General features: G+C 73.6%; 24 protein-coding genes. 11 read left to right on the top strand and 13 right to left on the bottom strand.

All coding sequences use genetic code 11. The annotated features are described in order from the left end of the window. Nucleotides 1-3: 3 nt before the first annotated feature. A complete protein-coding gene (gene arc, locus AB0F89_RS21070) occupies nt 4-1803 on the bottom strand; it encodes a proteasome ATPase (protein ID WP_367127174.1) in 1800 nt (599 codons plus the stop codon). A 240-nt stretch (nt 1804-2043) separates the two neighbouring features. Here arc and AB0F89_RS21065 point away from each other — a divergent pair, with 240 nt between their 5' ends. Next, on the top strand, nt 2044-2841 hold the full coding sequence (locus tag AB0F89_RS21065) for a hypothetical protein (protein WP_367127172.1): 798 nt from the start codon (nt 2044-2046) through the stop codon (nt 2839-2841). Between the two features lie 55 nt (nt 2842-2896). Here AB0F89_RS21065 and AB0F89_RS21060 read toward each other — a convergent pair whose 3' ends face one another. Beyond that, complete coding sequence (locus tag AB0F89_RS21060) at nt 2897-3724, bottom strand: tRNA (adenine-N1)-methyltransferase (protein WP_367127170.1); 828 nt, start codon at nt 3722-3724, stop codon at nt 2897-2899. A gap of 86 nt (nt 3725-3810) precedes the next feature. Next, nucleotides 3811-4386: a hypothetical protein gene (locus AB0F89_RS21055; protein ID WP_367127169.1), complete on the bottom strand. Its 576-nt coding sequence runs from the start codon at nt 4384-4386 to the stop codon at nt 3811-3813. A 109-nt stretch (nt 4387-4495) separates the two neighbouring features. Here AB0F89_RS21055 and AB0F89_RS21050 point away from each other — a divergent pair, with 109 nt between their 5' ends. Beyond that, the gene (locus AB0F89_RS21050) at nt 4496-5611 is read left to right on the top strand and encodes a sensor histidine kinase (protein ID WP_367127167.1); all 1116 of its coding nucleotides are present in this window, start codon (nt 4496-4498) and stop codon (nt 5609-5611) included. Next, complete coding sequence (locus AB0F89_RS21045) at nt 5608-6273, top strand: response regulator (RefSeq protein ID WP_367127164.1); 666 nt, start codon at nt 5608-5610, stop codon at nt 6271-6273. The genes AB0F89_RS21050 and AB0F89_RS21045 overlap by 4 nt, the downstream gene beginning before the upstream one ends. Here the strand turns inward: AB0F89_RS21045 and AB0F89_RS21040 are convergent. Next, the gene (locus AB0F89_RS21040) at nt 6248-7378 is read right to left on the bottom strand and encodes a site-2 protease family protein (RefSeq protein WP_367127162.1); all 1131 of its coding nucleotides are present in this window, start codon (nt 7376-7378) and stop codon (nt 6248-6250) included. The two genes, AB0F89_RS21045 and AB0F89_RS21040, sit on opposite strands and share 26 nt — an antisense overlap. Before the next feature lie 127 nt (nt 7379-7505). Here AB0F89_RS21040 and AB0F89_RS21035 point away from each other — a divergent pair, with 127 nt between their 5' ends. Then, the gene (locus AB0F89_RS21035) at nt 7506-8372 is read left to right on the top strand and encodes a RecB family exonuclease (RefSeq protein ID WP_367127160.1); all 867 of its coding nucleotides are present in this window, start codon (nt 7506-7508) and stop codon (nt 8370-8372) included. After that, a complete protein-coding gene (locus tag AB0F89_RS21030) occupies nt 8369-9145 on the top strand; it encodes a thioesterase family protein (protein WP_367138950.1) in 777 nt (258 codons plus the stop codon). Before AB0F89_RS21035 ends, AB0F89_RS21030 begins: the two co-directional genes overlap by 4 nt. A gap of 316 nt (nt 9146-9461) precedes the next feature. Here the strand turns inward: AB0F89_RS21030 and AB0F89_RS21025 are convergent, their stop codons facing one another. Genes AB0F89_RS21025 through AB0F89_RS21015 form a run of 3 tightly spaced genes read right to left on the bottom strand, consistent with a single transcriptional unit; the run spans nt 9462 to nt 10596 of the window. Beyond that, complete coding sequence (locus AB0F89_RS21025; protein ID WP_033434999.1) at nt 9462-9725, bottom strand: phosphoribosyl-ATP diphosphatase; 264 nt, start codon at nt 9723-9725, stop codon at nt 9462-9464. 51 nt (nt 9726-9776) lie between these two features. Beyond that, complete coding sequence (locus AB0F89_RS21020; protein WP_367127159.1) at nt 9777-10145, bottom strand: hypothetical protein; 369 nt, start codon at nt 10143-10145, stop codon at nt 9777-9779. A 10-nt stretch (nt 10146-10155) separates the two neighbouring features. Then, nucleotides 10156-10596 carry a GNAT family N-acetyltransferase gene (locus tag AB0F89_RS21015; protein WP_367127157.1) on the bottom strand — a complete coding sequence of 147 codons (441 nt, stop codon included), beginning with the start codon at nt 10594-10596 and terminating at the stop codon, nt 10156-10158. Nucleotides 10597-10678: 82 nt separating this feature from the next. Here AB0F89_RS21015 and AB0F89_RS21010 point away from each other — a divergent pair, with 82 nt between their 5' ends. Then, nucleotides 10679-11860, top strand: a complete 1182-nt coding sequence (locus AB0F89_RS21010) for a GNAT family N-acetyltransferase (RefSeq protein WP_367127156.1) — start codon at nt 10679-10681, stop codon at nt 11858-11860. A gap of 85 nt (nt 11861-11945) precedes the next feature. Then, nucleotides 11946-12602 carry a (2Fe-2S)-binding protein gene (locus AB0F89_RS21005; RefSeq protein WP_367127154.1) on the top strand — a complete coding sequence of 219 codons (657 nt, stop codon included), beginning with the start codon at nt 11946-11948 and terminating at the stop codon, nt 12600-12602. Nucleotides 12603-12611: 9 nt separating this feature from the next. Here AB0F89_RS21005 and AB0F89_RS21000 read toward each other — a convergent pair whose 3' ends face one another. Together AB0F89_RS21000 and AB0F89_RS20995 are read right to left on the bottom strand one after the other, a co-directional pair. Further along, nucleotides 12612-13289, bottom strand: coding sequence for an HAD family hydrolase (locus AB0F89_RS21000; RefSeq protein ID WP_367127152.1), 678 nt, complete (start codon nt 13287-13289; stop codon nt 12612-12614). Further along, the gene (locus AB0F89_RS20995; protein WP_367127150.1) at nt 13270-13731 is read right to left on the bottom strand and encodes a DUF3592 domain-containing protein; all 462 of its coding nucleotides are present in this window, start codon (nt 13729-13731) and stop codon (nt 13270-13272) included. Before AB0F89_RS20995 ends, AB0F89_RS21000 begins: the two co-directional genes overlap by 20 nt. 226 nt (nt 13732-13957) lie before the next feature. On the opposite strand from AB0F89_RS20995, the gene AB0F89_RS20990 reads away from it, so the two are divergent. The 3 genes from AB0F89_RS20990 to AB0F89_RS20980 are packed head-to-tail and all read left to right on the top strand — an operon-like array spanning nt 13958 to nt 15626. Beyond that, nucleotides 13958-14854 (top strand): PAC2 family protein, encoded by an 897-nt coding sequence (locus AB0F89_RS20990; RefSeq protein WP_367127149.1) that lies wholly within the window; start codon nt 13958-13960, stop codon nt 14852-14854. Beyond that, nucleotides 14851-15198: a hypothetical protein gene (locus AB0F89_RS20985; protein WP_367127148.1), complete on the top strand. Its 348-nt coding sequence runs from the start codon at nt 14851-14853 to the stop codon at nt 15196-15198. Before AB0F89_RS20990 ends, AB0F89_RS20985 begins: the two co-directional genes overlap by 4 nt. After that, a complete protein-coding gene (locus AB0F89_RS20980) occupies nt 15192-15626 on the top strand; it encodes a hypothetical protein (protein WP_367127147.1) in 435 nt (144 codons plus the stop codon). Before AB0F89_RS20985 ends, AB0F89_RS20980 begins: the two co-directional genes overlap by 7 nt. On the opposite strand, the gene AB0F89_RS20975 is transcribed toward AB0F89_RS20980, so the two are convergent. The 4 genes from AB0F89_RS20975 to AB0F89_RS20960 are packed head-to-tail and all read right to left on the bottom strand — an operon-like array spanning nt 15526 to nt 19871. After that, entirely contained in the window at nt 15526-16761 is a 1236-nt protein-coding gene (locus AB0F89_RS20975) for an MFS transporter (protein WP_367127146.1), read from the bottom strand. The two genes, AB0F89_RS20980 and AB0F89_RS20975, sit on opposite strands and share 101 nt — an antisense overlap. Continuing rightward, entirely contained in the window at nt 16758-17315 is a 558-nt protein-coding gene (locus tag AB0F89_RS20970; RefSeq protein WP_367127145.1) for an ArsR/SmtB family transcription factor, read from the bottom strand. The genes AB0F89_RS20975 and AB0F89_RS20970 overlap by 4 nt, the downstream gene beginning before the upstream one ends. A 49-nt stretch (nt 17316-17364) precedes the next feature. Further along, nucleotides 17365-18957 (bottom strand): ABC transporter permease, encoded by a 1593-nt coding sequence (locus AB0F89_RS20965; RefSeq protein ID WP_367127143.1) that lies wholly within the window; start codon nt 18955-18957, stop codon nt 17365-17367. Then, nucleotides 18954-19871 carry an ATP-binding cassette domain-containing protein gene (locus AB0F89_RS20960; protein ID WP_367127142.1) on the bottom strand — a complete coding sequence of 306 codons (918 nt, stop codon included), beginning with the start codon at nt 19869-19871 and terminating at the stop codon, nt 18954-18956. Before AB0F89_RS20960 ends, AB0F89_RS20965 begins: the two co-directional genes overlap by 4 nt. Before the next feature lie 93 nt (nt 19872-19964). Here AB0F89_RS20960 and AB0F89_RS20955 point away from each other — a divergent pair, with 93 nt between their 5' ends. Further along, the gene (locus tag AB0F89_RS20955; protein WP_367127141.1) at nt 19965-20465 is read left to right on the top strand and encodes a GbsR/MarR family transcriptional regulator; all 501 of its coding nucleotides are present in this window, start codon (nt 19965-19967) and stop codon (nt 20463-20465) included. The last annotated feature ends 96 nt before the right edge of the window (nt 20466-20561 follow it).

Here is a 20561-nt window from a genome sequence, read left to right as displayed (position 1 = left end):
GCGCTACAGGTACTGACCGGTGTTCGTCGCCGTGTCGATGGCCCGACCCGACTCCTGGTTCTTGCCGGTCACCAGCGTGCGGATGTACACGATCCGCTCGCCCTTCTTGCCCGAGATCCTGGCCCAGTCGTCCGGGTTGGTCGTGTTGGGCAGGTCCTCGTTCTCGGCGAACTCGTCCACGATCGCGTCCAGCAGGTGGCGCACCGACAAGCCCGGCTGCTTGGTGTCCAGCAGGCTCTTGATGGCCGCCTTCTTCGCGCGGTCGACGATGTTCTGGATCATGGCGCCGGAGTTGAAGTCCCGGAAGTACAGGACCTCCTTGTCACCGTTGGCGTAGGTGACCTCCAGGAACCGGTTCTCCTCGGACTCCTCGTACATCCGTTCGACCGTGTGCTGCACCATGCCGTCGATGCAGGCCACCGGGTCGCCGCCGAACTCCGCCAGGTCGTCGGCGTGGATCGGCAGGTCGGGGGTCAGGTACTTGTTGAAGATGTCCTTCGCGCCCTCGGCGTCCGGCCGCTCGATCTTGATCTTCACGTCGAGCCGGCCCGGCCGCAGGATCGCCGGGTCGATCATGTCCTCGCGGTTGGAGGCGCCGATCACGATCACGTTCTCCAGGCCCTCGACGCCGTCGATCTCGCTGAGGAGCTGGGGCACGATCGTGGTCTCGACGTCGGACGACACACCGCTGCCGCGGGTCCGGAAGATCGAGTCCATCTCGTCGAAGAACACGATCACCGGGGTGCCCTCGGACGCCTTCTCCCGGGCCCGCTGGAAGATCAGCCGGATGTGCCGCTCGGTCTCGCCCACGAACTTGTTCAGCAGCTCGGGGCCCTTGATGTTGAGGAAGTAGCTCTTGGCCTCGCGGTGGTCCTCGCCCCTGGCGGCGTGGACCTGCTTGGCCAGCGAGTTCGCCACCGCCTTCGCGATGAGCGTCTTGCCGCAGCCGGGAGGGCCGTAGAGCAGCACGCCCTTGGGCGGGCGCAGCTTGTACTCGCGGAACAGGTCGGCGTGCAGGAACGGCAGCTCCACGGCGTCGCGGATCTGCTCGATCTGCCGGAACAGGCCACCGATGTCCTCGTACTTGACGTCGGGCACCTCCTCCAGCACCAGGTCCTCGACCTCGGCCTTCGGCACGCGCTCGTAGGCGAAGCCCGCCTTCGAGTCGACCAGCAGCGAGTCGCCCGCCTTGAGCGGCGAGTCCATCAGCGGCTGGGCGAGCCAGACGACCCGCTCCTCGTCGGCGTGCCCCACGACCAGGGCGCGGCCGATCGAGCTGTCGGCGGTCTCGGACGCCAGCACCTCGCGCAGCGTGCAGACCTCGCCGGTGCGCTCGAAGTCGCCGCCCTCGACCACGGTCAACGCCTCGTTCAGGCGCACCGACTGGCCCAGGACCAGCGACGGCGCCTCGACCGCCGGCGAGACCGAGACCCGCATGCGACGGCCCGAGGTGAACACGTCCACCGTGCCGTCGTCGAACCTGGCCAGGAACACGCCGTAGCCGCTGGGCGGCTGCGCGAGGCGGTCCACCTCCTCACGCAGCGCGAGCAACTGGCTGCGTGCTTCTCGAAGGGTGTCGATGAGCTTCGTGTTGCGCTCGGTCAGTTGGCTGACGCGCTCCGTCGCCTCCGCCAACCGCTGCTCCAGCAGGCGGACGTGTCGTGGGGATTCCGTCAACTTGCGGCGCAGCAACGCGATCTCGTCCTCCAGGAACCTGATCTGCGCTGTCAGCTCACCAGAGTTATTGCCCTTGTTCAGCTCGCCACCCTCATCGGGCTGGCTGCCGGGATGACCGTGCTGCATGTCGGCACCCTCCTCCCGTGTTCGTACGACAACGGTACCGGCGATCACCGACAAAAGCCGCCACCCAGCGGGTTCCCGGGAGTCGTGTGATGACACAAACCGCCCGCTCGGACGGATCAACTGCTCCATACCGGTGTCTGCCGGAACCACCTACCCGCTACCGTGCGTCCCATAACGAGAGCCACGCGCGTCGTCCGGGCAGTGACCACTGCCACCAGCGGAAAGTTCTAGGAGAACGTGATGTCCGTCCCGCCGCAGCAGCCGGGTCCGTACGGTCAGCAGCCGGGTCAATTTGGCCAGCAACCAGGCCAATTCGGCCAGCAGCCCGGATACGGCCAGCAGCCCGGCGGGTACCCGCCGCCCGGCCAGGGCTTCCCACAGGGTGGGCAGCAGCCCGGTTACGGCACGCCGCCCGGCGGCTACGGGCAGCCGGGGCAGCCCGGTCCCGGCCAGCAGCCGTACGGCCAGCCCGGCCAGTTCAACCAGCCCGGTTACGGCCAACCGGGTGGTTTCGGCGACCCCTACGGCACGCCGCCGAAGAAGAGCCCCCTGCCCTGGATCCTGGGCGGCGTGGGCGCCCTGGTCGTGATCGGCGTCGTCATCACGTTGGTCTTGACGATGGGCGGCGGCAGCAACGGCACCGCCAAGGACGCCGCCGACAGCTACGTCGCCGCGGTCAACGCCCGCGACTTCGACAAGCTCAAGACGCTGACCTGCACCGAGAAGCACGGCACGATCGACGACATCAAGAAGGCGACCGACCCGGGAGCCTTCGCCGCCGAGCTGGAGAAGGAGCTGGAGAACCTGCCCCCGGAGTTCAAGGAGCAGGTCGAGGCGGCCCAGAAGGCGGCGAAGGACATCAAGGTCAACCTGACCGTCGACAAGGTCGAGGAGAAGAGCGACACGGAGGCCGCGGCCACCGTGTCGGTCAAGTTCGCCGGCGTGCCCGACAGCATGAAGGAGTACGTGAAGGACCAGACCGACACGCTGCCCTTCAAGAAGACCGACGACGGCTGGGTCGCCTGCCCGGACAACTGATCGCGACCGTCGCGCGAACGGCCCCGCACCTCGCGTGCGGGGCCGTTCGCGCAGGTCAGCCCTTGGACGGTCGGCGCTGCGGCCGGGGCGGGGTGACGCCGTCGGCCAGCCTGCGGGTGGTCAGCAGGAACGCCGTGTGCCCGATCATCCGGTGCTCCGGCCGCACGGCCAGGCCCACCACGTGCCACGGCCGGACGAGGGTTTCCCACGCGTGCGGCTCGGTCCAGTGCTGCTGCTCCCGGATCGCCTCGGTGACCTTCGACAGCTGGGTCGTGGTCGCCACGTACACCACCAGCACGCCGCCGGGGATGAGGCTGCGCGACACGGCGGGCAGCACGTCCCACGGCGCGAGCATGTCCAGCACGACCCGGTCGACCTCGCCCTCGTGGTCGACCACGTCGCCCACGGTCAGCGACCAGTTGCCCGGCCGCTCGCCGAAGAACTGCTCGACGTTGCGGATGGCGTGGTCGGCGTGGTCCTGGCGGACCTCGTAGGAGGTCACGCTGCCCTTCTCGCCGACCGCCCGCAGCAACGAGCAGGTCAGCGCGCCGGAACCGGCGCCCGCCTCCAGCACCCGCGCGCCGGGGAAGACGTCGCCGTACATGACGATCTGGGCGGCGTCCTTGGGGTAGATCACCTGCGCGCCGCGCGGCATGGACAGCACGTAGTCCGACAGCAGGGGCCGCAGCGCCAGGAACGACGTGCCGCCGACCGAGACCACCACGGACCCCTCGGGCTGCCCGATCAGCTTGTCGTGCGGCAGCGCGCCGCGGTGGGTGTGGTACTCCTTGCCCGGTTCGAGCACGATCGTGTAGTGCCGTCCCTTCGGATCGGTCAACTGCACCCGGTCTCCCGGCTGGAACGGACCACTGGCGGTGCTCACCGCGGCGAACCTCCTGCTTGACGCGCGTCAACAGCGCACGATGGTCGCACGGGGGCGGTGGCGACCCGTCGGCGGGACCGGTCGCCTCAGTCACCCCTGCCGGTGGTCTTCCGCGCGTTCGACCTGGTCAGCTCGGTGACCGTGTGGTAGACGGGCCAGCCGAGCAGCCAGATGACGCCGACCACCGTCATGCCGCGCACCTGCCCCCACAGCGCCTGCGTGCGCTCCGGCGTGCCCACGACGTGCGTCAGCAGCAGCACCACCGAGCACGCGATGACCCAGGCGATGGCGAACTTGCCCCACTCGCGCCACTCGTAGCGGACGCGCTGCGGCCCGTGCTCGGGCCGCTTGACCGGCGGCGGGCCGCCCGCGAACCGGTGCGCGACCCGCTGGTCGGCCCACCGCAGCATCGAGTGCCCGAACGCGACGCTCACCCCCAGGTAGATCGCCGCGAGCCCGTGCGCCGTCCCGGCCTCACCCCCCGAGCGGAGGTCGAAGACGGTCGCGACGAGCAGCACGACGTCCACCACGGGCGTGCAGAGCAGCAGCGCCGCGCCCAGCCCGCGCCTCCTCAGCGCGTACCGGGCCAGCAACCCTGCGCCCAGCACGACCCAGAACCCGACCTCGCACGCGACGATGACGACCACCAGCGGATCAACCACGTGTCCGAGCCTGCGGTCCCGGACCCCTCGGGCGCGTCGTCGGGCCGACCGACCGCGCGTCATCAGTTCGTAGGACGCCGCACGTCGGGCGCTGTGCTGTGATGACGGGGTGCAGCTCCGCCGTGGACACCGGGACGTGCTGGTCGCGGCGGCTTTCTTCGCCGTCGGCGTGGTGCTCGACCGGCTCGACATGGACCTGGTGCTCGGCGGTCCGGGCGCGGACGCGCCGCTGGGGGTCCGGCTGGCGGTCCTCGCGGTCGCGTGCGCCGGTCAGGCGTTCCGCCGCCGGGCGCCGGGCGTGGCGCTGGCCGTCGTGACCCCGGCCCTGGTGGTCGACGTGCGCTACGGCCTGACCATGCCGGTGATGGTGGTGTGCATCGACGTGCTCTTCATGGCCACCCTGAACGGGTCGCGCGGGATGCACCGGGCGATCGTCGGGGTGGTGGCCGTGCTGACGGTCGGCATCACGGTGGCGGTCGCGGTGCTCGGCGACTGGCGGCAGTCGTTCTACGCGGGGCTGCAGGCGTTCTCGCTGTTCGTGGTGCCGGTGTGGTGGTCGACGAACGTGCGGCAGCACCGGGACGCCGCCGAGCAGGTCACCCGGATCGCGGAGCTGGACCGGCGGGCGGCGGTGAACGCCGAGCGCACCCGGATGGCCCGCGACCTGCACGACGTGGTCGCCGGGCACCTGTCGGCGATCGCGATCCAGTCCGAGGCGGTGCTGTCGCTGCGCGAGGACGACCCGGAGACGGTGCGCACGGTGCTCAAGTCGGTGCGCGAGAACAGCGTGCGCTCGCTGGCCGAGATGCGGACCATGATCGACGTGCTGCGGGCGGACGACCCGGTGGACGAGCCGGTGGCGGTGCGGCTGGCGGAGGTGGGCAGGCTGGTCGAGTCGGCCGTCGCGGGCGGGCTCGTGGTGGACTTCCGCGGCGCGGACGTGGCCGAGCTGCCGGCGGGCGTGGACGTCGCGGCGTACCGGGTCGTGCAGGAGGCGTTGACCAACGCGTTGAAGCACGCGCCCGGCGCGCGCACGTCGGTGGTGCTGGAACGGCAGGTCAGGCGGTTGGTGGTGGTCGTGCGGAACGAGGCGGCCGACGGGCCGCGCGGTGTCGGGACGGGGTTGGTGAGCATGGCGGAACGCGCCCAGGTGGTCGGCGGCGCGCTCCGCGCGGGCCGGGAGGACGACGGCGACTGGGTCGTGCGGGCGGAGTTCCCGCTGTGATCCGGGTGGTGGTGGCCGACGACCACGCGGCGATCCGGGCCGGCCTGGTGATGATCCTGAACGGCGCGGACGGCGTCGAGGTGGTCGGCGAGGCGGCCGACGGCGAGGCGGCGGTGCGGTTGGCGACCGGGTTGCGGCCGGACGTGGTGCTGATGGACATCCGGATGCCCGGGGTGGACGGCATCGAGGCGACCAGGCGGCTCGGCGGCGTGTGCGAGGTGCTGGTGCTGACCACGTTCGACCTGGACGAGTACGTGCACGGCGCGCTGCGGGCCGGTGCGGCGGGCTTCCTGCTGAAGTCGGTGGAGGCGCCCGCGCTGGTCGACGCGGTGCGGCAGGTCGCGGCCGGTGACGGCGTGCTCGCGCCGAGCGTGACGCGGCGGGTGATGCGGGAGTTCGCCTCGGTCGCGCCGCGCTCCCGGCCGGCCGCGCTGGACTCGTTGACCGAGCGCGAGGTGGACGTGCTGCGCTGCCTCGGCGAAGGGCTGTCGAATCACCAGATCGGGCGAAAGCTGCACATCGGCGAGACGACGGTGAAGACGCACGTGTCGCGGGTGCTGACGAAGCTGGACCTGCGCTCGCGGGTGCAGGCGGCGATCCTGGCGCAGGAGGCCGGGCTGCTGGGCGGCGGCCAGGTCAGCGGCGGTCCAGGGCGGCTTTGAGGTCTTCGCGGCGCAGCACGCCCGCGGGCCGCCCCTCCAGGTCCACGACCAGGTACTCCCAGGCGGCCGTGCCGTGCACGCGCTCGACCACCTCGGCGCCGGTCTCGTTCTCCAGCAGCACGGTCTCCGGCCGGATCGGCACGGCGGCCTGCTCGGCGGGCGCGTGCGGCGAGGTGCTGGCCAGGCGCTGCGCCATCTCGCGGTCGAGCAGCCCGGCGGCGACGCCGTCCGCGCGGACCAGCACCACGCCCCGGCCGGCGGACGCGGTGAGCGCGCCCGACACCGGGCTCTCGGCGGGCAGCTGGAGCACGGGGCGGACCAGCTCGCCCAGGGTCAGGCCGTCCGGCCAGGTGGTGCGGCGCTCGGCGGTGAGCTCGCCGCGCGCGCCGGCCAGCACGAACCACGCGGTCAGCAGGCACACGCCGAAGCGCAGCCAGCGGTCCTCCGCGCCGTCGAGCACGCCCCACACCGCCCAGACGACGAGCAGCGCGGCCACCACACCGCCACCGACCACGGCGGCCTTGGTGCCCGTGGCCCGGCGACCCGTGACGGCCCACACGCCCGCCCGCAGGATCCGGCCGCCGTCCAGCGGCAGGCCCGGGAGCAGGTTGAACACCGCCACGGCGGCGTTGGCGAAGGCGGTCTGCGCGACCAGCAGCCAGACCGCGTCCGGGCGCGGGATGGCGGCGGCGGCCAGGCCGAACACGCCCGCCAGGACGATGGAGACGATCGGGCCGGCCGCGGCGATGGCGCCCTCGTGGCCGGGTCGGGTCGGGGTGCGCATGACCTCGGACACGCCGCCGAGCAGGAACAGCCGCAACCGGCGCACCGGCAGGCCGAGCCGCAGGGCGACCAGGCTGTGGCCGAGTTCGTGGGCCAGGACGGACAGGCCGAGGAAGATCGCGAAGGTGGCGGCGAGGAGCACGCCGGTGATGCCGCCGGCGCCGGGCGCGATCCGGCCGACCAGGGGCGCGTAGAGCACGACGATGGCCGCCGAGCCGAGCCACCACGAGGGCGCGAGCAGCACCGGGATCCCGGCCGCGCGGAACAGCGGCAGCCCGCCGTCCCGGCCGACCTGCCGCCGCCAACCACCCGTCGTCGCCACGTGCCGAGCCTAAGGTGCCGGGTGTATCGGCACTGTGTTGGATCACGGCGTCGCGCGGCGGGAGCCGGGCGCACGGGTCCCCGGTTCGAACCCGATCTTGTCGGGGTGGTGGCCTATGGTTTCGACCATGGCAGTGCCGACGATCACCGAGCGTCCTGTCCGCAGGCCGGCGTTGTCGCCCTCGCGCGCGGGCGACTTCAAGCAGTGCCCGCTGCTCTACCGCTTCCGGGCCGTCGACCGGCTGCCCGAGAAGCCGACCAGGGCGCAGGTGCGCGGCACGGTGGTGCACGCGGTGCTGGAGGACCTGTTCGGCCTGCCCGCCGCCGAGCGGGTGCCGGAGACGGCGCGGTCGCTGGTGGGTCCGGCGTGGGACCGGGTGCGGGCCGAGCGGCCCGAGTTCGCCGAGCTGTTCGCCGAGGGCGACCCGGAGCAGGAGACCTGGCTGGCCTCGGCGGAGGAGCTGCTGGACGGCTACTTCGGGCTGGAGGACCCGCGCCGGTTCGACCCGGACGCCCGCGAGCTGCTGGTGGAGTGGGAGCTGCCCTCGGGCGTGCTGCTGCGCGGGTACGTCGACCGGGTGGACGTGGCGCCGACCGGCGAGATCCGGGTGGTCGACTACAAGACGGGCGCCGCGCCGCGCGAGATCGGCGAGGCCAAGGCGTTGTTCCAGATGAAGTTCTACGCGCTGGTGCTGTGGCGGCTGCGCGGCGTGGTGCCGCGCCAGCTGCGGCTGATGTACCTGGCCGACCGGCAGGCGCTGGCCTACCAGCCCGACGAGGCCGAGCTGGCCCGGTTCGAGCGCACGCTGGAGGCGATCTGGGACGCCATCCTGCGCGCGGCCAAGACCGGCGACTTCCGGCCGAACCCCGGCAAGCTGTGCGCGTACTGCGACCACAAGGCGCTGTGCCCGGCGTTCGAGGGCACGCCGCCGCCGTACCCGGGCTGGCCGGAGCCGGACGCCGGCGTGGAGACCGCGCTGGACCGGGCCGACTGATGGACGCCTTCTACGAGCGGCTGGCCGAGGACCGCTTCGCGTCGACCGCGCACACCAGCGGGCCGTGGGGCGAGGACAGCCAGCACCTGGGTCCGCCGTCGGCGCTGCTGGCGCGGGCGTTGGAGCGGTGCGCGCCGCGGCCGGGGGCGGTGCTGTCCCGGGTGGTGCTCGAAGTCCTCGGCCCGGTGCCGGTGGCCGAGCTGGCGGTGACCGCGTCGGTCGAGCGGCCGGGCCGGTCGGTGGAGCTGCTGGCGGCCGAGCTGGCGCACGACGGCCGGCCGGTGCTGCGGGCCAGGGCGTGGCGGATGGTGGCCGGTGACACGGCGGCGGTGGCGTCCGGCGGGGACGAGCGCTTGGCGCCGCCGTCGTCGTGCGAGCCGATGGCCGTCCCGGAGCACTGGCGGGGCGGCTACCTGGCCGCGATGGAGTGGCGTTCGGTCAGCGGCGGGATCTTCACCCCCGGTGACGCCGTGGTGTGGGCCCGGCCGCTGGTGCGGGTGGTGGCGGGCGAGGAGCCGAGCGCGGTGCAGCGGCTGTTCACCGCGGCCGACTCGGCGAGCGGCGTGTCCAGCCGGGTGGACATCCGCACGTGGTACGCGATCAACACCGACCTGACCGTGCACCTGCACCGCGAGCCGGTCGGCGAGTGGTTCGCGCTGGACGCCCGGACGGTGATCGGTCCGTCGGGGGTCGGCGTGGCGACCAGCACGCTGCACGACGAGCGGGGTCCGGTGGGGAGCAGCGCGCAGTCGCTGTTCGTGCGGGAGCGCTAGGCGCCTCGACGACCTCGCCGACACCTGTCGCGCCGAACGGGACGAGGCGCGGCGGCGGTCGGAGCTGTACCGCGACGGGCCGGTGCGGCTCGAAGGGCAGGACGTGCTGGTCGTGGACGACGGCCTGGCCACCGGCGTCACCGCCCGCACGGCCCTGCGCGAGGCCCGCGGTCGGGCCCCACGCCGACTGGCGCCGGTGGGCGCGGCGGACTCGGTGCGCGCCCTGCGCGCGGACGCCGACCGGTCGTCTGCTCGAACGCCGCCTCGAAGTCCGCCTCCAGGCCGGAGCGGACGTCGAGCGCGGCGACCTCCAGGATCACAGGTGCTTGTACACGTCTTCGAGGGTCAGGCCGCGGCCGAGCATCAGCACCTGCACCCGGTACAGCAGCTGGGAGACCTCTTCGGCCAGGCGCTCGTCGGACTCGTGCTCGGCGGCGATCCAGACCTCGCCCGCCTCCTCCAGCACCTTCTTGCCCTGCGCGTGCACCCCGGCCTCCAGAGCCGCGGCGGTGGCGGAGCCCTCAGGGCGGGTGCGTGCGCGTTCGCTCAGCTCGGCGAACAGCTCGTCGAAGGTCTTCACGGGGTGTGATCCTCCCATCCCCCGAGCGGTCGCGGGCAGGCAGACCCCTGGTCAGGCCGGGACGCGGACCCTGGTCCGCAGGCCGACCCCCTGGGCCACCGCCGACGCCACCGCGAACAGCACGCCGACGCCGGGACGCGGCCGGACCGCCGGGACGACGTGGTCGAAGACGGCCGACGCGTCGTCGTACCCGATCGCGACGACCACCGCCGCCGCGATCGGCACCACGAGGAAGACCAGGCCGACCCGCGCGGGCAGCAACGCGCACAGGTGCAGCAGCACCGCCGCGCCGAGGTAGGCCCACCACAGCGGCAGGCGGGACAGCTCCACGTCGATGTCGCCGTAGTACGCCCACGGCACGAACATCGCCAGCACGGTGAGGCAGACCGCGACGATGGTCCACTGGGACAACGGGGTCACCGCACGAACCCTAGATGCCGTACTCCGGGTTCGCGAAGGGCCATGCCTCGGCGATCCACCGGGGCACGAACGCGTCCAGCGCGCGCTCCAGGTCCGTGCCCGCGTGCGCGTCCACGACCCACCACGAGATCCGCGCGTCGTCGCCGGCCGGGTCGATGTAGACGCACCCCAGCAGCTCGGTCTCGTCGGCGTCGAGGAGGGCGTAGTTGAACGACTCGTGCTCGTCCTGCTCGCGCTCGTGCCGGGCCAGGTCGACGCGGTCCTGCTCGTGCGTCATGTCGGCGGGCGGCCAGCCCCACTTCTCGCCGTACAACGACCACAGCCGCTCCCGCGAGCCCATCACGGCCGGGTAGTCGATGTCCACATCGGACTCGCGGATCGGCCGCAGGTGGTGCTCGGCGTCCAGCGGCACGCGGGTCGGGTGGGCGAAGTCAGCGGGGAGCCAGGTCACCAGCGGATTCTGCGCGGACCCGGCCGCGATAGCCACCGAAAATGCGCTGGCGCGACTTCCGCCACACCGCGACACTGCACCGGTGATCGACGGGTTGGCGCTGCGAACCGCTCGACCGGACGACCTCGACCAGATCGGGGCGCTGCTGGCTCGGCGGGGCGAACCGGAGGACGCGGTGGACCACCGCCTGGTGGTCGAGGACCCGGAGGCGGGCTGGGAGGCGTGCGCGGTCGTCGTGGACGGCGACCGGGTCGTGTCCACCGCGACGCTGCTGGACGAGGTCCTGGTGCTCGACGGGCTGCCGATCCCGGCGGGCCAGGTCGAGCTGGTCGCCACCGACGAGGAGTACGAGGGCCGCGGGTTGGTGCGGGCGCTCATGGGCTGGGCGCACGAGCGGTCCGCCGCCCGCGGTCAGCTGGTGAACGTGATGCTCGGCATCCCGTACTTCTACCGGCAGTTCGGCTACACCTACGCGATCCCGGTGCCGGCCACCCGACCGGTGACCGGCCTTCCCGACGGCGGCGGGCACGTGCTGCGCGCGGGCGCGGTCGAGGACGTCCCGGCGATGGCCCGGCTCCAGGACGCCGAGCAGGCGCGGGCCGACCTGTCGATGCCGCACTCCCCCGCCCTGTGGCGGTGGCTGGTGGCGCGGGAGGGCAGCGCGCAGTGCCTGGTGGAGCGGGACGGCGTGCCGGTCGCCACCGGTCGCGTCACCGCGCCGGACGAGGACGGTGACGTGCGGCTGTGCGAGGTGGCGGCGGTGGACGGGGCCGCGGCGCGCGCGCTGCTCGCGCTGACCGCGCCCACCGGGGTGACCGAGCGGCCGGGCTCGGTCGCGGGTGACGCGCTGGAGCCGTTCCTCGGGCCCGCGCCGGAGGGGGCGGAGTCGCACTACGTGCGGATCGGCGACCCGGTCGCGCTGCTGGAGCACCTGCGGCCGGTGCTCGGCAGGCGGTTGGCGGCCGGCGGGTTCGGCGACGGGGTCGGCGAGGCGGTCGTCTCGTTCTACCGCTCGCACGTGCGGCTGCCGTTCGAGGCGGGCGAGGTCGGGCCGGTCGTGCCGGGCGGCGTCATGCAGGCCCCCGGTGCGGCGGGCGGTGCGGGCGTGGCGCCGGACATGCTGGCGTCGCTGCTGTTCGGACCGCACGGGCTGCGCGGCCTCACCGCGCGGTTCCCGGACGTCTACCCCGGTCCGAACGCCGAGCTGATGCACGCCCTGTTCCCGCCGGTGCGCGCCGACATGATGACGTTCTACCTGTCGTAGGCCCGGTCCATCGGCGGCCGGGGCGGCTCTGCCGGATCGGACACCGGTGCGGGCCCGGCGCGCCCGCGGCGGCAGACTGGGCGTCGTGTCCGAGTTCGCCCTGGTTCTGGCCACCCTGCGGCAGGTCCGCGGCCTCAGCCCGTTCTTCGCCCTCGACGTCGGCAGGCCCGGCGACGACTGGCACGGCGGCGAGGAGCTGCTGTCCGGTCCCGCCCTGCCCGACGCGCTCGACCGGATCGCCGCGAGGTACCGCACCGGGGAGCGGCGGGTGGCCGCGTCGCTGTTCTTCCTCGGCTACGCGGCGCGGGTGCTGAGCCCGGTGGTCGCGGCGCGCGCCGTGGGCGGGGTGGCGCCCGACGTGCGCCCGGCCAACCTGTGGTGGCGGTACGGCCCGGACGGCGTGCAGGTGCGGTTGAAGGAGCCGGTGCGCGGTGTCGGCATCGCCGAGTCGTTGGAGCCGGTGGTGGACGCGGTGCGCGCGATCACGCCGGTGGCGCGCGGGTTGTTGTGGGGCAACGCGGCGTCGAACGCGGCCGGGGCGCTGCGGACGATCAGCCGCAGCGGGGTCGACTGCGGCGCGGTGATCGACGAGCTGTTCGCCGGGCCGCCGTTCGGGGGCACAGGCGAGTTCATCCCGTTCCCCGGCGAGGTGGCGTTCCGGCGGCGCAGCTGCTGCCTGTACTACCGCCTCGACGGCGGCGGCACGTGCGGCGACTGCCCCCTGCCGCGGCGCGCTCCCTGACCGCGGCCGTCAGCGGTCCAGGAGCGGGGTGAGCACCCCGAGGTCCACACCCACCAGGGATTCGCGGAACACGCGGCGCTCGCCCTGCTCGACCGGCACGTCGCAGGGCACGACCAGCACCGTGCAGCCGGCGGCGACGGCGGACGCGACGCCGGTCGGCGAGTCCTCGACCGCGACGCACGCGACCGGGTCGACGCCGAGCAGCCGGGCCGCCTTCAGGTACGGGTCGGGCAGCGGCTTGTTGCGGCGGTCCACCTCGTCACCGCACACCGTGACGTCGAACAGGTCCCGGCCGAGGGTGTCCAGCGCGACCTCGGTCAGCCGCCGCTCGGTCGAGGTGACCAGCGCCATCGGCACGCCCGAGTCCCGCACCGCCCGCAGCGCCCGCGCCGCGCCCGGCCGCCACGGCAGGCCGGCCCGGAACACCTCCTCGGTCCGCCTGCTGATCCACTCCGCGCCGTCGACCAGGTCGTCCCCGGTCGGGGTGACCCCGGCCTCGGCGAACAGCAGGTCCATCGTCCGGGCGGTGCTGGAGCCGACCAGCGCCTGCCGCGTCGCGTGCGACAGCGTGCCGCCCAGCTTCTCCACGAACTCGCCGAGCGGGACGTCCCACAGCTTCTCCGAGTCCAGCAGGGTGCCGTCCATGTCCCACAAGACGGCCGCGGGCTCACCCACGTGGTCCTCCATTCGTCCGGTGCCTGCCGCCGCGCCGCCGCCCGGCGAACCCCGCGATCCCCCTGACCAGCAGGAACGAGCCGCCCAGCAGGGGCACCCCGAGCAGGGAGAGGGTCCAGAACGGCTCGTTCGAGACTTCCGGGGTGCGGAAGCGGTCGGGGTCGTCGCGGTCGTGGAGCACGGTAACCCGGTCGCCCGCGCGGTAGGCCGGGTGGGCGACGTCCACGACCAGCGTCCCGGTCCGGGGGACGCCGGCCACCCGGTACCGGATTTCGGCGCTGCCCGGGAACCGGCCGCCGGCGTGCACCTCCACCACCTCCCCGGTGGTGCGGACGCCCGTCCGGGCCAGCTCCTCGGCGCCGCGACCGCTCAGCGCCAGACCGCCCGCGAAGATCAGGAGCAGGGCGAGGCCGGCGATCAGCGGGGGCGCCCACGCGGGCGGTCGCGCTCTCACGGGCGGGCCGGTTCGGCACCCCGACGTGACGCCCCGGGGACCGGGTTCCCGGCGGCGCGGACGGCGGGGGCGGTCGGACCGGGCCCGGACGTGCCGGTCCCCGCGGCTTCCGGGCGGTCGGCGGGGACGCGGTCCGCGAACCCGCCCGGCGACGGCCGCGCGCCACGATCCGACATGCGCCAAGCCTACGGCGTCGGGTGTGCGGCGGTGGTCGTAGTCTGACGCCGTGACCGATCCGGACCAGGCCGCCCAGACCCCCTTCGACCCCAGCGAACCGCTCACCAACCCGATCATGGTGGCGGCGTTCGAGGGGTGGAACGACGCAGGCGACGCCGCCAGCACGGCGATCGAACACCTGCAGCTCACGTGGGACGCGACGCCGCTGGCGGAGGTCGATCCGGACGACTACTACGACTTCCAGGTGACCCGGCCCACGGTCCGATTGGTGGACGGTGTCACCCGACGGGTGGAATTCCCGACCACCCGGTTGTCGGTGTGCCGACCGCCGGGGTCGGCCACCGACGTGGTGCTCGTGCACGGGATCGAGCCGAACATGCGGTGGCGGAAGTTCGCCGCCGAGCTGCTGGGCCACATCGAGGACCTGGGCGTGACCACGGTGGTCACGCTGGGCGCGCTGCTGATGGACACCCCGCACACCCGGCCGGTGCCGGTGACGGGCACGGCGTACGACGAGGCCGCGGCGGCGAAGTACGGGCTGGAGCGGTCCCGCTACGAGGGGCCGACCGGCATCGTCGGCGTGTTCCAGGACCTGTGCGTGCAGGCCGGGGTGCCGGCGATCTCGTTCTGGGCCGCCGTGCCGCACTACGTGTCCCAGCCGCCCTCGCCGAAGGCGACGCTGGCGCTGCTGCACCGGGTCGAGGAGGTGCTGGACGTCGAGGTGCCGCTCGGCGCGCTGCCCGAGCAGGCCGAGGAGTGGGAGCGCACGGTCAGCGAGATGGCCGACGAGGACGAGGACGTGCGCAACTACGTGCGGGCGTTGGAGGAGCGCGGCGACGCGGAGCTCCAGATCACCGAGGCCAGCGGTGATGCGATCGCCGCCGAGTTCGAGCGCTACCTGCGCCGGCGCGGGCGCGGCCCGGGGCGCGGCCCGACCGGGATGTGACCCGGGGACCGTCCACGCCCTTCGCCCGGGTTCGACCGGCGGCGCTGTACGCCGACGGGTTCCTGGGTCCGTTCGGCGGCGCGATGACGGCGTCCGCGCTGCCCGAGGTCGGCGCCGACTTCGACGTCCCGGCGGGCGCTGCGGCGGCGACGCTGACCGGCTACCTGCTGCCGTTCGCCCTGTTCATGCTGGTCTCCGGCACGCTCGGCGAGCGGTGGGGCGCGCGGCGGACGGTACGGGTGGCCGCCGTCGGGTGCGTCGCGTGGGGCTGCCTGGGCGGGCTGGCGTTCCTGGTGGCGTTGCGGCTGGGCGAGGAGTTCGGGTTGGGCGCGGGGCGGTGCTGACCGGGTTCGGCCTGGTCGCGATCTGCACCGCGCGGCTCACCGGGTGGTCGATCGACCGGTTCGGCGCGCGGCGGTGCGTGCTGACCGGCGCGGCCGTCGGCGGGGTGCTGCCGGCCGGGGTCGGGCTGCTGCAGTCGGCGGTGGTGGCCGGGCTGCTGCGGGCGGCGGGCGCGTTCAGCCAGGCGGTGGTCGTCGGGCTGATCGCCCTGGCGCCGGCCTCGGACGACGGCAACCGGGGCAGTTCGGTGGCGGTGGTGCGGTCGCTGCGGTTCCCGGGCGCGTCGGCGTCGCCGGCGGCGTTCGTGCCGCTGTACCACCTGGACCCGGTCACCGCGTTCCTCGTGCCCGCCGGGCTGGTCTTCGCCGTGCCGCCAGTGCTCTTAGCGCCAGCACGCCGGCCACCAGGTACAGCGCGGCCTGGGTGTTGAGCAGCGCGGACAGGCCGAGGACGGGCGTGAGCGCGCCGGCGAGCACCATGCCGAGCGCCTGACCGGCGTCGAAGAGGCTGAGGAACGTCGCCATCACCCGGCCGCGCACCTCGTCGGCGGCGTGCAGCTGGAGCAGCGACATCATCCCCGCGCCGATGACCACCGCCGGCAGGCCCGCCACCGCGAACACGCCGAGGAAGAACGCCGACGCGGTGGTCACGTGGGGCGCGTTCCAGCCGAGCGCGGCGACCGCGCCGAACGCGACGAGCGCCCAGCCGAAGAGGCCGCCGGGCGTGAACCGGCGCGCGAGCGCCCCGACCAGCAGACCCCCGACCAGCCCGCCGACGGCCTGCACGCCCCGCAGGAGGCCCACCTCGGCCGCCCCGCCGCCGAGCCGTTCGGTCACGAACACCACGAACAGCACCATGAACAGGCCCTGGCCGACCGCCGTCAGCCCGACCACGGCGAGCAGCGGCCGCAGCGGGCCGCGGATCTCGCGCAGGCCGTCCAGCCAGGCCCGCCACGCGGGCTTGCCCGCCGCGCGCTCCGGGTCCTCGGTGCGCAACGCCGCCAGCAGCACCGCCGCGAGCAGGAACGACGCCACGTCGGCCAGCACCACGCCGGGCAGCCCGGCGCCGCCGAGGAGCAGGCCGCCCAGCGACGCGCCGACCAGCCGGGCCAGGTTGGCGTTCAGCCCGACCAGCCCGTTGGCCGCCGGCACCTGCTCCCGCGGCACGAGCGTGGGCAGCAGCGCGTTCTTGGCGGGCTCGAACAACGCCGCCAGCCCGGCCTGCACCGCCGTCACCACGTTGACCAGCACCAGGTCGCCGGTGAGCAGCGGCAGCAGGGCGACCGCCTGGGCGAGGCTGACCAGCAGCATCAGCTTGCGCCGGTCCCAGCGGTCGGCCAGGACGCCGGCCAGCGGCGCCAGCGCCAGGCTCGGCAGCAGCGCCACCACGAACGTCGTCGCGGTGGCCGCCGCGGAGCCGGTGCGCTGGTAGACGTACACCGGCAGGGCGACCAGCAGCACCCAGTCGCCGACCTCGGAGACGAACCCGGCGACCCACAGCCGGCGGAACGCCGGCGCGCCCAGCGGACCGGACAGCCTCAGACCGGACGACCGCCGCCCGGTCACAGCGGGAAGGCCCGGATGCCGATGTGCACGGGCCGGGCGCCCTCGGGCGCGTCCTCGCGCACCGGCACGAGGTAGGGGCGCAGGATGTCGTCGATCATGCCGAGGAGCCCGGTCAGCTCCTCGGCGGTGGCGTTGACCGAGTAGCCGTGCATCGCGGCGGCGTGCAGCCACTCGCGCGGCAGCTCGTGCTGCCGGTCCAGGAACCGCTGCACCAGCCGGTTGTCCTCGTTGAGCCCCAGGGCCAGCAGCGCGTCCTGCCGGCTGCGGACCTCCGGGTCGTCGGCGAACGCGCCGACGTCGTAGCCGACCGAGGTGGCCCGCCACGGCCGTTCCCGCCCGTCACCGGTCCCGGAGCGCTCCACGAACCCGGCCTTGGCCAGCTGCCGCAGGTGCCAGCTGCAGTTGGAGGCGGTCGAGCCGACCGCTTCGGCGCACTCGCTCGCCGTGCGGGGCCCGACCGCCAGCAGGTGGTTGAGCAGCGCCACCCGCAGGGGGTGCGCCAACGCCTTGAGCGCGTCGGCATCGGTGATCCGTCGGGGCCGTGGGAGGTCCATGGCCCCGACGATAAACCTGAAATACCTCTTTCGAAAGCCTTCTTTCAGATCAGCCGACGTCCCTCCGGCGGAAACCGGCGAACCCGACCGCGAACAAAGCCGCCGCCACCAGTGCCGACCACAGCAGCGGAGCGGCGGTCAGCTCCGCGCCCGGCACCTTCGGGACGTGCGTGAACGGCGAGAGGTCCATCGCCCACTGGTCCAGCCGCAGCAGCGGTCCGAGCTGGCCGAGGACCAGGAACACCACGATCACCGCCCAGCTCGCCGACGCCAGCTTCGGCGCCAGCGCGAACAGCGCCAGCGCGAGGCCCGCGACCACCCACACCGCCGGGACGTGCGCCAGCGCCGCGCCGACCAGCCGGGCGACCTGGCCGCCGACGTCGCCGACGCGCACGCCGTGCACCAGGCCCGCGCCCGCCCCGGCGGCGGCCAGCACCACGACCGCGCCGGCGGTGGCGAACAGCGCGTGGCTGCCGACCCACGCGAACCGGCTGACCGGCGTGGCCAGCACCGGCTCGGCCCGGAACGCGGTCTCCTCGGCGCGCAGCCGCAGCGTCGCCTGCACCACGTAGATCGCGCTGAACAGGGCGATGATGCCGAGGATGGACGCCAGGTAGACGTCCACGACCGCGCCCGCGCCGCCCATCCGGGAGATGATCCCCTCCAGCGCCGGGTTGGCCTCCAGCATCTGCTCGACACCGCGCGCCACCGACCCGTAGACCGCGCCGAGCACGAACAGGCTGAGCGTCCAGCCGACCAGCACGCCCCGCTGCAACCGCCAGGCCAGGCCGAACGCGCCGCCCAGCGAGCCGGGCGCGCGGGCGGGGCCGAGCCGGGTCGGCAGCAGGCCGCCGCCCAGGTCGCGCCTGGTCACCAGGATCGACGCCACCACCAGCAGCACCGCCGCCAACGCCACCGGCAGCAGGAGCACCCAGTACCGGTCGCCCGCGAACGCCCTCGTCTGCTCCAGCCACCCCAGCGGTGACAACCAGGTCAGCCAGGTCGGCCCCTCGTCGCCCGCCGCGTCGCCGACGGCGCGCAGCAGGTAGGCGACCCCGAGCACGCCGCCGGAGATCGAGTTGGCGGTGCGGGCGCTCTCGGACAGCTGGGCCCCGACCGCGCCGACGCCGGCGAACACCCAGCCGACCGACGCGAACGCCAGCCCGAGCGCGAACGACCCGGACGCCGCCTCGCCCTGGGCGACCAGGCCGAGCGCGATCAGCAGGCCGATCACCGCGCTCGCCGACAGCGCCACCGCCACGGCCGCGGCCAGGGGCGCGTGCCGGGCCACGACGGCCGAGCCGATCAGCTCCAGCCGGCCGGTCTCCTCCTCCGCCCTGGTGTGCCGGGTGACCAGGAACGTGCTCATCAGGCCGACCAGCAGCGCGCCGAACACGCCCCACCGCCAGGCGACCACGCCGCCGACGGTCGAGGCGTCGTGCAGCGGGCCGAGCATGGCCAGGAACGCCGGGTTGCCGCCCGCCGTCGCGCCGAGCTGCCGCCGCGACTCGGCCGTCCCGTACAGCTCGCCCACGGTCGAGGCGGTGGTCAGCGTGATGCCGACCAGGCCGACCACCCAGACCGCGAGCAGCAGTCGGTCGCGCCGCAGGGCCAGCCGCACCAGCGAGCCGAGGCCGGTCACGACGACACCGCCCCGTCGACCCGGGCGGAGGGCAGTTCGTCCTCGTAGTGGCGCAGGAACAGCTCCTCCAACGTGGGCGGTTGGCTGGTCAGCGTGCGGACGCCGGCGCCGACCAGCACGCGCAGCGCCGCGTCCAGGTGGTCGGTGTCGACCTCGAACCGCACCCGCGTCCCGTCGACCCGCAGGTCGTGCACGCCGGTCAGGTCGGCCAGCCCGGCGGGCGGCCCGGCCAGCTCCGCGGAGACGCCGGTGCGGGTGAGGTGGCGCAGCTCGGCGAGCGTGCCGGTCTCCACCGTGCGGCCGTTGCGGATGATGCTGACCCGGTCGCACAGCGCCTCGACCTCGGCCAGGATGTGGCTGGACAGCAGCACGGTCCGCGCGCCGCGCAGCTCGTTGACGCACTCCTGGAACACGGCCTCCATCAGCGGGTCCAGCCCGGAGGTCGGCTCGTCCAGGATCAGCAGCTCCACGTTCGAGGCCAGCGCCGCCACCAGCGCCACCTTCTGCCGGTTGCCCTTGGAGTAGGTGCGGCCCTTCTTGCGCGGGTCCAGCTCGAAGCGCTCCAGCAGCTCGGCCCGGCGCTTCTCGTCCAGCCCGCCGCGCAGCCTGCCCAGCAGGTCGATCACCTCGCCGCCGGTCAGGTTCGGCCACAGGCTCACGTCCCCCGGCACGTAGGCCAGCCTGCGGTGCAGCTCGGCGGTGTCGCGCCACGGGTCGCCGCCGAGCAGCGACGCGGAGCCCGCGTCGGCGCGCAGCAGGCCCAGCAGCACCCGGATGGTGGTGGACTTGCCCGACCCGTTGGGGCCGAGGAAGCCGTGCACCTCCCCCTCGCGGACGGTCAGCTCCAGACCGTCCAACGCGCGTGTCGGGCCGAACGTCTTGACCAGGCCCGACACCGAGATAGCAGCACTCATGACCAGAAAATTACAGTCTTTTCAGAATTTCGTGAAGTTAAGGAAGCGTATAAACTGCCACCCGTTCAAGAGCCCCGAAGGGACGGTCCGGCGGTGACACACGTGGGCGAGCGCGACGACCAGGCGGTGCTGCGCTTCATCGAGCGCTTCTCCTCGGTGTTCACCGAGTCCGGCCTGCCCCGGATGCCGTCGCGGGTGTTCGTCGCCCTCCTGTGCACCGACTCCGGCGGGATGACCGCCGCCGAGCTGGCCGAGCAGCTGCGCGTCTCCCCCGCCGCGATCTCCGGCGCCATCCGCTACCTCAGCCAGGTGAACCTGATCAGCCGGGAGCGGGAGACGGGTTCCCGCCGCGACCTCTACCGCGTCTTCGACGACGTCTGGTACGAGGCGCTGTTCCGCCGCGACGAGATGTTCCGCCGCTGGGAGAGCCCGCTCAAGGAGGGCATCGGGCTGCTCGGCGAGCGGACCCCCGCCGGCAAGCGCATCGCCGAGACGCTGATGTTCTTCCAGTTCGTCCACGCCGAGCTGCCGAACCTGCTGAAGAGCTGGCGGAAGTACCGGGACGAGCACTTGGGCGACGCTGATCGTTCCTGATCGGTCCCGATTCGACCTAGTTACGACTAACGGCGCTACTGGTCGCCCGTTTTTGTCCCGACCATGCATGTGACCAGGTCGCTCCACATGTTCGCG

Source organism: Saccharothrix sp. HUAS TT1 (genome assembly GCF_040744945.1).
GTDB lineage: Bacteria > Actinomycetota > Actinomycetes > Mycobacteriales > Pseudonocardiaceae > Actinosynnema.
This window is presented reverse-complemented; position numbering and strand designations above follow the sequence as displayed.